This window comes from Nitrosospira sp. NpAV (assembly GCF_000832065.1).
Taxonomy (GTDB): domain Bacteria; phylum Pseudomonadota; class Gammaproteobacteria; order Burkholderiales; family Nitrosomonadaceae; genus Nitrosospira.
On record NZ_JXQM01000008.1, the window covers coordinates 164,535 to 177,747 of the forward strand.

Annotated in this window: 12 protein-coding genes; 1 reads left to right on the forward strand and 11 read right to left on the reverse strand. The window is 56.1% G+C overall.

What is annotated here, in order from left to right:
- Window positions 1-51: 51 nt before the first annotated feature.
- The gene (locus SQ11_RS06590) at window positions 52-969 is read right to left on the reverse strand and encodes a M23 family metallopeptidase (protein WP_041513354.1); all 918 of its coding nucleotides are present in this window, start codon (window positions 967-969) and stop codon (window positions 52-54) included.
- Window positions 970-994: 25 nt separating this feature from the next.
- Here SQ11_RS06590 and SQ11_RS06595 point away from each other — a divergent pair, with 25 nt between their 5' ends.
- The gene (locus SQ11_RS06595) at window positions 995-1,453 is read left to right on the forward strand and encodes a DUF721 domain-containing protein (RefSeq protein ID WP_041513355.1); all 459 of its coding nucleotides are present in this window, start codon (window positions 995-997) and stop codon (window positions 1,451-1,453) included.
- A gap of 244 nt (window positions 1,454-1,697) precedes the next feature.
- Here SQ11_RS06595 and ftsZ read toward each other — a convergent pair whose 3' ends face one another.
- The 10 genes from ftsZ to mraY all read right to left on the reverse strand — a co-directional run bounded on the left by ftsZ (window position 1,698) and on the right by mraY (window position 13,188).
- Window positions 1,698-2,864, reverse strand: a complete 1,167-nt coding sequence (gene ftsZ / locus SQ11_RS06600; RefSeq protein WP_041513356.1) for a cell division protein FtsZ — start codon at window positions 2,862-2,864, stop codon at window positions 1,698-1,700.
- A gap of 65 nt (window positions 2,865-2,929) precedes the next feature.
- A complete protein-coding gene (gene ftsA, locus SQ11_RS06605) occupies window positions 2,930-4,168 on the reverse strand; it encodes a cell division protein FtsA (RefSeq protein WP_041513357.1) in 1,239 nt (412 codons plus the stop codon).
- On the reverse strand, window positions 4,165-4,899 hold the full coding sequence (locus SQ11_RS06610) for a cell division protein FtsQ/DivIB (protein ID WP_041513358.1): 735 nt from the start codon (window positions 4,897-4,899) through the stop codon (window positions 4,165-4,167). Before SQ11_RS06610 ends, ftsA begins: the two co-directional genes overlap by 4 nt.
- Window positions 4,889-5,806, reverse strand: coding sequence for a D-alanine--D-alanine ligase (locus tag SQ11_RS06615; protein ID WP_041513359.1), 918 nt, complete (start codon window positions 5,804-5,806; stop codon window positions 4,889-4,891). The genes SQ11_RS06610 and SQ11_RS06615 overlap by 11 nt, the downstream gene beginning before the upstream one ends.
- On the reverse strand, window positions 5,803-6,828 hold the full coding sequence (gene murB / locus SQ11_RS06620) for a UDP-N-acetylmuramate dehydrogenase (protein ID WP_041513360.1): 1,026 nt from the start codon (window positions 6,826-6,828) through the stop codon (window positions 5,803-5,805). Before murB ends, SQ11_RS06615 begins: the two co-directional genes overlap by 4 nt.
- A gap of 76 nt (window positions 6,829-6,904) precedes the next feature.
- A complete protein-coding gene (gene murC, locus SQ11_RS06625; protein WP_041513361.1) occupies window positions 6,905-8,320 on the reverse strand; it encodes a UDP-N-acetylmuramate--L-alanine ligase in 1,416 nt (471 codons plus the stop codon).
- A 78-nt stretch (window positions 8,321-8,398) separates the two neighbouring features.
- Window positions 8,399-9,523 carry an undecaprenyldiphospho-muramoylpentapeptide beta-N-acetylglucosaminyltransferase gene (murG, locus tag SQ11_RS06630; protein ID WP_052494034.1) on the reverse strand — a complete coding sequence of 375 codons (1,125 nt, stop codon included), beginning with the start codon at window positions 9,521-9,523 and terminating at the stop codon, window positions 8,399-8,401.
- The gene (gene ftsW / locus SQ11_RS06635) at window positions 9,513-10,676 is read right to left on the reverse strand and encodes a putative lipid II flippase FtsW (RefSeq protein WP_052494035.1); all 1,164 of its coding nucleotides are present in this window, start codon (window positions 10,674-10,676) and stop codon (window positions 9,513-9,515) included. The genes murG and ftsW overlap by 11 nt, the downstream gene beginning before the upstream one ends.
- Window positions 10,676-12,091, reverse strand: coding sequence for a UDP-N-acetylmuramoyl-L-alanine--D-glutamate ligase (murD, locus tag SQ11_RS06640; RefSeq protein ID WP_041513362.1), 1,416 nt, complete (start codon window positions 12,089-12,091; stop codon window positions 10,676-10,678). The genes ftsW and murD overlap by 1 nt, the downstream gene beginning before the upstream one ends.
- Before the next feature lie 11 nt (window positions 12,092-12,102).
- On the reverse strand, window positions 12,103-13,188 hold the full coding sequence (mraY, locus tag SQ11_RS06645) for a phospho-N-acetylmuramoyl-pentapeptide-transferase (protein ID WP_041513363.1): 1,086 nt from the start codon (window positions 13,186-13,188) through the stop codon (window positions 12,103-12,105).
- Window positions 13,189-13,213: the final 25 nt, after the last annotated feature.

The window sequence follows — 13,213 nt, forward strand, 5'->3', positions numbered from 1 at the left end:
ATAAGGGGTGAGGTTTTTGGCCTCACCCCCGCAGCAGAGTATTGATCCGGCTCAACTAGGCATCTTCAAGAATCGTGATGGATTTTGCGGCAAGCCTCTGTGCCTGACTTCAAAATGCAAATGCGGACCGGTGGAACGGCCAGTGCTGCCCACTTCCGCGATCTTCTGTCCACGTACCACCACTTGGCCTACTTTGACCAAACGCTTGGATGCATGGGCATAGCGACTGACGAGATCATTACCGTGGTCAACATCGATCATATTACCATATTCGGAATGGAAACCGGAATACACGACCACACCTCCCGCCGCGGCGACGATCGGGGTGCCTGTCGCGGCTGTGAAATCCACCCCTTCGTGGAAAACGCTCCTTCCGGTGAAAGGATCAATGCGCACGCCAAATCCGGAAGAGTGCCACTTCGTGCTTACCGGCATAATGGAGGGAAGCATTTTTTTCTTGAGCCTGTCTTGCATCATTACGGAATCCAGCGCGCCGAGCTTATCGGCGCGATCGTCCAGCATGAGCGACAGCTCCTGGATTTTATTGCTGACTTCTAAAAATGACATATCCCGAGACGGCAGGGTAGAAGCGACACCTCCCTGCCCAGGATTTTGGTTGAACAGAAATTCCTGCGGCTTGATGCCTGACAGCTCCGCCAGACGCGCGCCCACTGAATCAAGCCGCAACAGCTGGGCTTGCATCTGGCCCATTCTGACCGCCATGGCGTTGAGGCTATCGCGCAAATACGACTGGGTTTTTTGATGTTCTTCCGCCTGTACGCTCAAAACCAGCGATCTCAAGGTGGGACTGTCAATCTTGTCGGCATAACGCAGGGAAAGATAATTCAATCCCATCGCCAGTAACACAGCACTGAACAGGAACCCTCCCGCGAAAAGTGCGAGGTGCACGCGGGTCACTGTCAGGGTTCTTGCCTTTGCCAAATTATTGGAAACTAGAATAATATTCATCTTTATTCCCTATCATTGTTCAGCCATGACCGCACGCAAGATCAATTTTTACCTCGGCGCCCTCAGCACTATGCCCGCTCATCAACGACTATTCGATCACATGGACAAGTTAACTGCGATGCAACGGGTATTCATGGAAATTGCTCCGCCGCAACTGGCTCAACGCTGCACTCTAGGCGGGTTCTTCGAAGGGAACCTGACTCTATGCGCATATAACGGTGCGATTGCAGCAAAACTCAGGCAAATCTTACCGTCGTTATTATTAAAATTTCGGGTGAGAGGTTATGAGGTTACTGCAATTCGGGTTACTGTGCAAGCAAATTACCGTTCTATTACAGGACGTGAACTAGCCGCAAACGGGCCGGCTGGGAAGCGGCAAATAGGCCAGGCTGGCATGAAAAGTCTGGTCGGGCTCGCTGCCGGATTGCCCCGGTCACCCCTGAAAAGTGCCATCGAATCATTACTGAAAAAGAAAAATGAATAGAACAAATGCGGATGGCGATACGCTGGCAGTATGGGTAGCTGGGCTAGCGAAGCGTAACCCAACAACTCAACCCATTCTCTTAATTTCCATTCTTCCCCACTCCACGGATCACAGAACAATCGCCGGCATTCCACTGTAACGACGGTGAAAAGAACGAACTCCCCACGATCCGGGGCTTACCGCGTATCTCATAACCTTTTGTCGGATTACGCGACGCTAACCCGACTAAACTTCTGGTGTACTCTCAATCAGCTTGTTTCCTCAAGAATGCGGGAATATCCAGCATATCCACCCCCGACTGTTTCATGGCTTCCACCGTGGCATCGCGCCTCCTGTTCGTGCGGATCGCAGCGGGCGCATCCAGCTCCTTCCAGTTTACGGTGTCCGAGAACATGATATTGTCCGTCCCGGTACGTGTGTGAATCACGCTTAGCGGTTTGGGCTGCATGCGATTACCCACGCCGCCGAGGCCTGTCGCGACCATGGTGACCCGCAGGTTGTCCTGCATGTTTTCGTCGATCACGGTGCCGACAATCACGGTGGCATCATCGGCGGTAAAGCCCTTGATGGTGCTCATCACTTCGTGGACTTCCCGCATTTTCATTCCCGAGCTGGCGGTAATGTTGACCAGTATGCCCCGCGCGCCCGAGAGATTCACATCTTCCAGCAAGGGGCTGGCTACCGCCTGCTCCGCCGCTGCGTGAGCACGGTCCATCCCCGCGGCGGTTGCGGAACCCATCATTGCCATGCCCATTTCCGACATGACGGTTTTCACGTCGGCAAAATCGACGTTCACCAGGCCCGGGCAATTGATCACCTCCGCGATTCCCGCGACGGCACCATATAGCACATTATTGGCGGCCTTGAATGCATCCAGCATGCTGACATCGTCGCCCAGCACCACCATGAGCTTGTCATTGGGAATCACGATCAACGAATCGACATGTTGCGACAGGGCTTCCATACCGGCCTGCGCCGCTTTGAGCCGTCTTCCTTCAAAGGAAAAAGGCTTGGTAACCACCGCCACGGTAAGAATATCCAATTCCTTCGCCACCTGCGCGACCACTGGCGCGGCACCGGTACCGGTGCCGCCGCCCATTCCGGCGGTGACAAACAGCATGTCGGCGCCTTCTATCAATTCCGCGATGCGGTCGCGGTCCTCCATCGCGGCGTCGCGTCCGATTTCAGGATTGGCCCCCGCACCCAGTCCCTTGGTGATTGCGGATCCCAATTGCAATTGCGTGCGCGCTTGATTGCGTTTCAATGCCTGGGCATCGGTGTTGGCGGAAATAAACTCGACACCTTGCACCCCATTCTGGATCATGTGATCCACCGCATTGCCGCCGCAGCCGCCGATGCCAATGACCTTGATAACGGCTTCCTGAGTTTGTGTATCCATTATTTCGAACATGGCGCTTCTCCTTTAAAAATTGTTAATCAAACTTTATGCGGGTTCCTGCTTTTAACCGCCCGCTATCAAAAATTGCCCTGAAACCAGCTCTTCATTCTTTCAAGAATCCGTTTGAATGAATTGCCTTGCAGCCGGGTATGCTGATGCCGTTGAACCTGCTCCATGCCGGCCATGATCAACCCTACCCCCGTAGAGCATCGCGGCGTGAGCACCACTTCCGCCAGCCCGCCGCGATAGTGCGGCAACCCCAGCCGCACGGGCATGTGGAATATCTCCTCGCCGAGCTCCACCATGCCCTGAAGGGAACTGCTGCCGCCGGTAATTACGATTCCCGATGAAAGCAACTCCTCGAAACCGCTGCGGCGCAACTCAGCCTGCACCAGGGAATAGAGTTCCTCCACACGCGGCTCGATGACTTCCGCCAGTGTCTGCCGCGAAAGCTGGCGCGCAGCCCGCTCGCCCACACCTGCCACTTCCACCATTCCGCGCGGGTCAGCCATGCCGCGCAACGCGCAACCGTAACGGCATTTGATATCTTCCGCATCCTTGGTGGGCGTGCGTAATGCCATCGCAATGTCATTGGTAATCTGGTCTCCGGCAATCGGAATCACCGCGGTATGGCGAATCGCGCCATGTGTGAATACCGCAATATCGGTCGTGCCGCCCCCAATATCCACGAGGCATACACCCAGATCTTTTTCGTCTTCCGACAGCACCGCCATTGCCGAGGCAAGCGGTTGCAGCACCAGATCCCGCACTTCCAGCCCGCAGCGGCGCACGCATTTCATGATGTTCTGTGCCGCGGACACCGCACCGGTAACGATGTGCACTTTCACCTCCAGCCGCACGCCGCTCATGCCGATAGGCTCACGCACATCTTCCTGCCCGTCTATGATGAATTCCTGATTGAGGACATGCAGGACTTGCTGGTCGTTGAGAATATTCACGGCCTTGGCGGTTTCCATCACACGCTCCACGTCCAGCTGCGACACCTCCTTGTCCTTGATCGCAACCATTCCATGCGAATTAAAACTTTTGATATGACTGCCGGCAATGCCGGTGTATACCTCGCGGATTTTGCAATCGGCCATGAGCTCCGCTTCTTCCAGCGCACGCTGGATCGCGCTCACCGTCGTCTCGATGTTGACGACCACGCCTTTTTTCAAACCGCGCGAGGGATGGCTGCCCATGCCGATCACCTCGAATCCACCCTCGGGCTTCACCTCCGCGACAATGGCGATGATCTTCGAGGTACCGATGTCGAGGCCGACGATCAGATTTTTATTTTCGTTACTTCTAGTCATCTACTTGTTTTCACTCGTGGGATCACTTCGGTTCGCACAGCGAATCCGTCGGGGTAACGCAAATCCACATAACTCAATGGCCGGTTTAACTGTGCAATGCTGTAGTCATACACTAGGGCATACCGCGCCAATCGTGATTCCATCTGTTGGCGCCCGAGTTCCAGTATGGTTCCATTATCCAGATGGACCCGCCAAGCACGGCGGGGCGAAAGATTCATCCGCTCTATGCGCTGTTGCAGAGGCCGCAGCAGTTCCGTAAAGACGGCATACTGCCGCGCCATGTCGTGCGAGGTCCCCGCCGGCCCATCGAATACCGGCAGTATTTCGTCAGATGCGGCATTGAAAGTTTCACCATGCGTATTCACCAATGCGTTGCTGCCCCAGCGGGCCAGCGCGACATGTTCCTCCAGCGTCACTTCCAGGTTTTGCGGCCAGTGCCGCCGTACGCTTGCAACACGCACCCAGGGCAGCTTCCCGAAGGCATGACGCATGACATTGAGGTCAAGTGTCAGGAAGCTTCCTATGAACTCGCTGCGAACAGCGCTTTCTATCTGTTCCCGTGTGACATGCTGCAGTTTTCCGTTACCGCTGTTGCCACTAACACTCACGGTCTTTAACGGCAACACCGGCAGACTCAGCGCCCACTGGCCGGCGGCATAAATCACCATCAGCGCAACCAGCATAAAGAGCGAGTTGGCCAGCAGGTCCATGGCCTGATGGTCATCCCACATGGGCCAGCTCCAGTATTCGCAGCACCAAATCATCAAACGATATTCCCACCGCCTTTGCCGCCATCGGCACAAGGCTGTGATCGGTCATGCCAGGCGAAGTGTTGGTCTCAAGAAAATAGGGCCTGCCGGATTTATCCAGTATGACATCCACCCTTCCCCATCCTTCACACCCCAATGTGCGGTGCGCTTGCAGCGCCTGCGCCTGAATTGCCTGTTCTTCCATGGCGGATAAACCGCTTGGGCAAAAATACCGCGTATCATCGGAAATGTATTTCGCCTGATAATCGTATAAACCGCTCGCTGTCTCTATCCGCACCAGAGGCAGCGGGATTTCTCCGAGAATGCCGACTGTCAATTCCACGCCTTCGATAAACTGCTCTGCCAGCACCATGGTGTCGTGCTTCGCCGCTAATTCATAGGCAGCCGGCAGGTCGATGGCGGCCATGACCTTGCTCAAGCCGATGGTTGATCCTTCGCGAGATGGCTTGACAATCAGTGGCAGGCCCAGCGCTTCCGCCACCGCATCAAAGTCACTTTGGGCATTCAGCAAAATATGGCGAGGGGTACTGATCCCTGCCGCCTGCCAAAGCAGCTTGGTACGCCATTTATCCATGGCCAGCGCACTCGCCATGACCCCGCTGCCGGTATAGGGCAAACCCATGAGCTCCAGAGCGCCTTGCACGGTGCCGTCTTCGCCATAGCGCCCATGCAAGGCAATATGTGCCCGGTCGAACCCCTGTTGCAGAAGCGCCTCCATATGCTGTTCGGAGGGATCGAAGGGATGGGCGTTTACACCTCGGCGCCGGAGCGCATCGAGCACAGCGCGACCGCTTTTGAGTGAAATCTCCCGCTCAGCGGAGCGCCCCCCCAACAGGACCGCAACTTTTCCGAAATCATGGCTGCTCATGATGGGTCTTTCCTTATGAGACTATCAACGGGAAAATTTTGAATCTGACCGGATTCACGCGGCAATCCGATAATTCGCACTTCCTGCACCAACTCAATTCCGGTTTGTTCCTTCACCGCTTTTCGTACCGCAAGAATCACCATTTCGATTTCCTCAGCGGTAGCATTGCCGGTGTTCACGATAAAATTTGCATGCTTGGCCGAAACCATCGCACCGCCCCTCCGAAGACCCTTCAGCCCGCAGAACTCGATCAACCGTGCGGCATGATCGCCCGGGGGATTGCGGAACACTGATCCGGCATTGGGCAGATTCAATGGCTGAGTGGTGATACGCCTGGAGAGCAATTCCTTGATCTTTTTGCGCGATGCCGCATCTTCGCCACTCGCCAATCTGAAGCCACCTCCTACAAACCATTCCTCGCCGGAAGAATTCCCCATCTTCGGGTCCTCGATTACCATCTCCGGCTTCAACGCCACGTGCCGGTAACCTATCTCATAGTCCGCGGGCGCGCGGGCGCGCAATTCCCCCGTGCGGCTGAGTATGCGCACTTGTTCGACAATTCCCCAGGTTTCGGCGCCATAGCACCCCGCATTCATTGCCAGCGCTCCGCCCACCGTACCGGGTATGCCCGCCAAGAATTCCGCGCCCGACAGATTGTGCACCGCCGCGAATCGCGCGACCTTCGCACACGCCACACCCGCTCCGGCGGCAATCAACCCGCCATTCTTGTCTTGCTGCACCAGCCGTAGATCGTTGAGCCGCGCGTGCAGCACGACTACGGTGCCTCGCACGCCCCCGTCGCGCACCAGCAGATTGCTGCCAAGGCCCACCATATGCACCGGCTCATCCTCCGGCAGGCCGCGTATGAATTGAGCAAGATCGGCCAAATCGGCCGGTATATAGATACGCTCCGCTTCGCCGCCCGCGCGCCAGGAGGTATATTTCTTCATCGACTCATGCATGCGCATCTCCCCGCGAAGGGCGCGCAACCCCTGAGTTAATTTTATTTCTGACATATCCATGCATGCATCCAGCAATGAGTCTCTCTTATGAAGAAACCATGGCGCCCACTGTCCCCTTCCGCGACTGCGGGCATGCTCAGGCCTGCGATCCTTTCACGAGATCAGGCGCCACCGTTCCCACCGATCCCGCTCCCATCACCAATACGACGTCATTGTCCCGCGCCACGCTATGAATGGCGGCTGGCAACTCGTCCACTGTCTCGAAAAATATCGGTTCAACCTTGCCCAGCACTCTCAGCGCACGTGCCAGCGACTTGCTGTCGGCAGCGACGATAGGCGCTTCGCCTGCCGGGTAAACCTCTGTCAACAGCAGTACATCGGTGGTGGACAGCACTTTGACGAAATCCTCGAACAAATCGCGGGTGCGGGAATAGCGATGCGGCTGGAATGCCAATACCAGCCGGCGGTCTGGAAATGCACCACGCGCGGCCGCGATGGTGGCCGCCATTTCCACCGGATGATGACCATAATCATCGACCAGCGTAAAACTCCCCCCCTCACCTGCTTCCTCGCTGGTCAGCTTGACTTCGCCATAGCGCTGGAAACGCCGGTCCACACCTCGAAAACTGGCCAACGCCTTGATTATGGCGGTGTCTGCCACGCCCACCTCATTACACACGGCGATTGCCGCGAGCGCATTCTGTACGTTATGCAACCCCGGCAGATTCAGCATGATCTTGAGTTTGCGGGTCTTGCCATTCAAGCCTACCAGTGCGGTAAAGTGCATCCGTCCGTCACTATGGCGAATATCGGTGGCACGGATCTGCGCGGTATCCGATAAGCCGTAAGTGGTGATGGGTTTGGTCACATCAGACAGGATTTCACGTACATTGGCGTCGTCCACGCACAAGACTGCCATCCCGTAAAAAGGCAGGTGCCGCAAAAAATCAACGAATGCCTGCCTGAGTTTGCTGACATCGTGACCATAGGTTTCCATATGATCGGCATCTATATTGGTCACTACCGCCAGCACCGGCTGCAAGTAGAGGAACGAAGCATCCGATTCGTCAGCCTCAACCACGATAAATTCGCCACGTCCGAGTTTGGCATGAGAACCCGCGGCTTCCAGCCTGCCGCCGATAACAAACGTCGGATCCATTTCCGCTTCCGCAAGAATGCTGGCAACCAGACTTGTGGTGGTCGTCTTGCCATGCGTACCCGCAATGGCGATTCCCTGACGCAACCTCAGCAACTCCGCCAGCATGATGGCGCGAGGCACCACCGGTACATTTCGCTCGCGCGCGGCAATCAGTTCGGGATTGTCCGGGCTGATTGCCGTAGAGGTCACAACGGCGTCCGCCGATGCGACATGATTGCTCGCATGGCCGGCATGAATAACCGCGCCCAGTTTCTTCAGGCGCCGGGTAATGGCAGTACTGGATAAATCGGAACCGCTAACCTTGTAGCCCAGATTGAGCAGCACTTCGGCGATTCCGCTCATACCCGAGCCGCCGATGCCGACAAAATGCACATGTTTGACCTTATGTTTCATACCCGGGATAGGTAAGCCGCGAGATATAAACGCGATGATTTGAAAACGCCGGTTTTTTTCATTTTCTGAGCCTCATTCCTATGCTTTCTTCATTCCCATGCATGCTTCCGCCACCAGCCGGGTGGCCTCCGGTTTTGCCAGTTCGCGTGCGCTCGTCGCCATTTGTAGAAGTGTTTCGCGAGTAAACCCCATCAGTAATTCCGCCAGTCCTTGCGGGGTCAGCTCATTCTGCGGCAGCAGCACCGCCGCATTTCGATCACTCAAGAATCGCGCGTTACTTGTCTGATGATCATCTACCGCATAGGGAAAAGGCACCAGAATGCTGGCGACACCTGAAGCGGTCAGTTCGGCGATAGTAAGCGCCCCGGCACGGCAAACCACCAGATCACTATCGGCGTAACGAGCGGCCATGTTTTCAATGAACGTGACCAGTTCACCTTCCACTTCCGCTTCGGCATAATTCTTTCTTAACGCGTCCAGATGCCTTGTTCCGGCCTGATGTGTCACCAATGGGCGCAGCTTTTCAGGAATCAACTTCAACGCCTGCGGCACTACAGTATTGAGTGCCTGCGCGCCCAGGCTGCCGCCAATTACCAGCAACTTCAATTTTCCGCTGCGTGTGGCATATCTTTTGTCCGGTGCCGCCAACTGGCTGATTTCGCTGCGTACCGGGTTGCCGGAAAATACCACCTTGCTGTCGCCTCTGATTACACCGGGGAAACCCAGCAAGACTCTGTCGGCAAGTTTCGCCAATATCCTGTTGGCGAGACCAGGAACCGAGTTCTGCTCATGTATGAGCAATGGCTTATTCAGCAAGGAGGCCATCAGCCCGCCGGGGAATGCGGGATAACCCCCCATGCCCAGTACCACGTCGGGACGCACCCGGCCTATCACCCTGGCGCTCTGCCATAACGCACGTAACAGACGTAGCGGCAGCGTGAGCCAGGTCGCAATGTTCTTCCCGCGCAAACCGGAGAAACGAATAGTCTCCATGTCATACCCCCGCTGCGGCGCCAGGGTCGTTTCCATTCCTCGCTCTGTCCCCAGCCATACCACATGCCAGCCCGCCATCCTCATGTAATCCGCCACTGCCAGCCCTGGAAACACATGCCCGCCGGTCCCTCCCGCCATGATGAGAATGGTGGGGATCAAGACAAAGTCTCCATGCCGGCCCGGCGGTGCGGCATTATTTTCATACCGCATACCCTTTCATCAGCTGCCGGTTTTCCCAATCCACCCGCATCAGCACCGCCAAGGCGACGCAGCTGGCGACAATACTGCTGCCGCCAAAGCTCATCAGCGGCAGAGTCAATCCCTTTGTCGGCAATACACCCATGTTCACCCCCATGTTGATCAGGGCTTGCACGCCCAGCCATACGCCGATCCCTTGCGCCACCAGCGCGGAGTAATGACGTTCCCGTACAGCGGCCTGACGACCTATGACGAACGCCCTTATCACCAGCAACGCAAACAGCGCTGTTACCGTCATCACGCCGATGAAGCCAAGCTCTTCCGCGATTACCGCAAGCAAAAAATCAGTGTGCGCTTCCGGCAGGTAGAAAAGTTTTTCCACGCTCCCTCCCAGGCCTACGCCCAGCCATTCACCGCGTCCGAACGCAATCAAGGCATGACTCAACTGGTAGCCTTTTCCATAGGGATCGTCCCACGGATCCATGAACCCGAAAAACCGCTGCATGCGATAAGGTTCAACCCAGATCAGCGCCAGCAGGCAGATGGCCAGAAAGCCGGTCAATCCCGCGAACAGCCTCAGGTCCATGCCTCCCAAAAATAATATCGACATCATGATGACGGTGATGACAACGAATGCTCCCAGATCCGGTTCGAGCAGCAGGAGCGGACCTACCATCAGCATAACAATCAACATCGGGAAAAAACCTTTGCGAAAACTGTTCAGGTAGGCTGCCTTGCGAATGGTATAGTTCGCGGCATAAAACACCACAAACAGCTTCATGAACTCCGACGGCTGCAAATTCACTATGAACAGCGATATCCAGCGCCGGCTGCCGTTGACCTCACGGCTCACTCCAGGAACCAGCACCAGCACCAGCAGCGCCAGTCCCAGCAAAAACAGGTGCAACGAATACTTCCGCCATGCGGACACCGGCACCTGGAATGCGATCAGCCCCGCCAGCAAACCCACTGCCAAATAAGCCCCATGCCGGACAAGAAAATAGGCAGGGTGGCCATTTGTACCCCGCCCCGCTTCGGCAATGGCGATGGAAGCTGAATAAACCATCACCAATCCCAGGCTTAGCAGCAATATCGCGGACCAGATCAGGGACTGATCGAAGTTGGGTAGACTTCTCTGGTAATTGATATCGCTCTGGTAGATCATCAGCTGGATACCGCTTTTATCGTGTCCGGCGCGCTCGTCTGCAAAGTTCTTACCGCCGCAACGAATACCTCGGCGCGGTGAACGTAATTTTTGAACATGTCGAAACTTGCACATGCCGGTGACATCAATACCGCATCTCCTTTCTGTGCCAGCGCAAAACTCCTTTGCACGGCTTCTTCCATGGTCGCCGCGTGATGCAACGGCACCCCGCGGCCATCAATCGCGCTGGCGATTCTCTTCGCATCGCGCCCGATCAGCACCACCGCGCGCGCGCGTTGTGCGACTGGCTGAGCCAATGGCGAAAAATCCTGCCCCTTGCCATCGCCGCCCGCGATCAGCACCACACCTTGCGTCATCCCGTTGAGCGCCGCCACCGTTGCGCCCACGTTGGTCCCTTTCGAGTCGTCATAGAATGTGATGCCACTGAGAGACGCCACTTTCTCCATTCGATGCGGCAGCCCCTTGAATTCGCGCAAGGCTTGCAGCAACGGGGCAAATGGCAGATCGATGGCACGGCAGAGTGCCAACGCCGCCAGCGCATTGCCCACATTGTGCAGGCCCGTGACGCCAAGCTCGCTGGTTTTCATCAACCGGGTTTTTGCCTGCATCAGCCAGATATCTTCTCCTTCGTGGAGCAAACCGAAATCATCATCGCCAACGGGTGTATCCAGACCGAAAGTCATCTGCTTTCTGGTGGTCAACGCCATCGTGCGCACAATAGGATCATCGCGATTCAGAACTTGAACGCCGCCACGGCTGTTCTTCTGAAATATCCTTGCCTTGGCGGCGGCGTAATCGTCCATTCCCGCATAGCGATCGAAATGGTCCTCGCTTAAATTCAGCACCGTCGCCGCATCGGGATCAAGATTTCGTGTAGTTTCCAGCTGGAAACTGGAAACCTCCAGTACCCATGCCTGCGGCTGCTTTCCCAAGTCTTCCCGCCGCATCAGCGCATCCAGCACCGCCGGGCCGATATTGCCGGCCACCTCGACATCCCATCCCGCTTTCCTCACCATCGCGCCCGCCATGGCGGTTACCGTAGTTTTGCCGTTGGAACCGGTAATGGCGATAATTTTTGGCCGCGAAATATTGGATTGCTCGATCGACAGGGCGAAAAGTTCCATGTCTCCCATCACGGGCACACCCTCTTTCACGGCCGCCTGCACCAGCGGCTCCGCTACTGGCACGCCGGGACTGATGGCGATAAGGTCTATACCGGCGAAGATTTCGGCTGTCAGTGCGCCACTGAATGCCCAGATGCCCGGCAAAGCCTGTTTCAACCCCTCCAAGCAGGGGGGTGCCGCGCGGCTGTCGGTCGCGCGCACGATCGCACCTCTGCGCGACAGCCATTTGGCCATGGAGAGTCCGGTTTCGCCTATTCCGAGCACCAGCGCGGTTTTGCCTCGCAAATTCATATCAGATCGTTTTATCTCAACTTCAACGAAGACAATCCAAACAGCACCAGCATCATGGTGATGATCCAGAAACGCACCACTACCTGGTTTTCCTTCCAGCCCTTCAATTCGTAGTGATGATGCAGCGGCGCCATGCGAAAAATGCGTTTACCCACCAACTTGAAGGAGGCCACCTGAAGCATTACCGACAAGGTTTCCACCACGAAGACGCCACCCATGATGACCAATACGATTTCCTGACGTACTATCACCGTCACAATGCCGAGTGCGGCACCGAGCGCGAGCGCCCCGACGTCACCCATGAACACCTCCGCCGGATAGGCGTTAAACCAGAGAAAAGCAAGCCCTGCGCCCGCCAGCGCACCGCAGAAAACGGCCAGTTCACCTGCATGGGGAATATGTGGAATGCCGAGATACTTTGCGAACACGGCGTGACCCGCCACGTAAGCAAAGATTGCCAGGGCACTGCTGATCATCACGGTGGGCATGATCGCCAGACCATCAAGCCCGTCGGTCAAATTTACCGCGTTGCTGGTCCCTACGATGACGAAATAGGCAAGCGTCACGAATCCGGCCACGCCAAGCGGAATTGCCACTTGCTTGAAGAACGGTACAATCATGGTGGTCTGGGCAGGCAACTCGGCCGTCAACGCAAGATACAGTGCTACCGAGACAGCAATTGCCGACTGCCAGAAAAGCTTTGCGCGGGCGGAAAGGCCCTTCGGATTGCGGTATACCACCTTGCGGTAATCATCTACCCAGCCGATTATGCCGAAACCCAGTGTGGTCACAAGCACCACCCATACATAGCGATTGCTTAGATCCGCCCAAAGTAATGTGGAAATGGCAATGGATACCAATATCAGCGCACCACCCATCGTGGGCGTGCCCGCCTTAATGAGGTGACTCTGGGGGCCGTCATCACGTACCGACTGGCCGATCTTGTAAGCAGTGAGCTTACGTATCATGGCCGGTCCGATGATGAAGGAAATCACCAGAGAGGTCAGCGCCGCCAGCACCGTGCGCAAGGTAATGTAATTGAACACATTGAATACGCGAATATCCTTCGCAAGCCATTGGGCAAGTTCTAGCAGCATGGCAGTCCTCTGGACAAGACTTTAT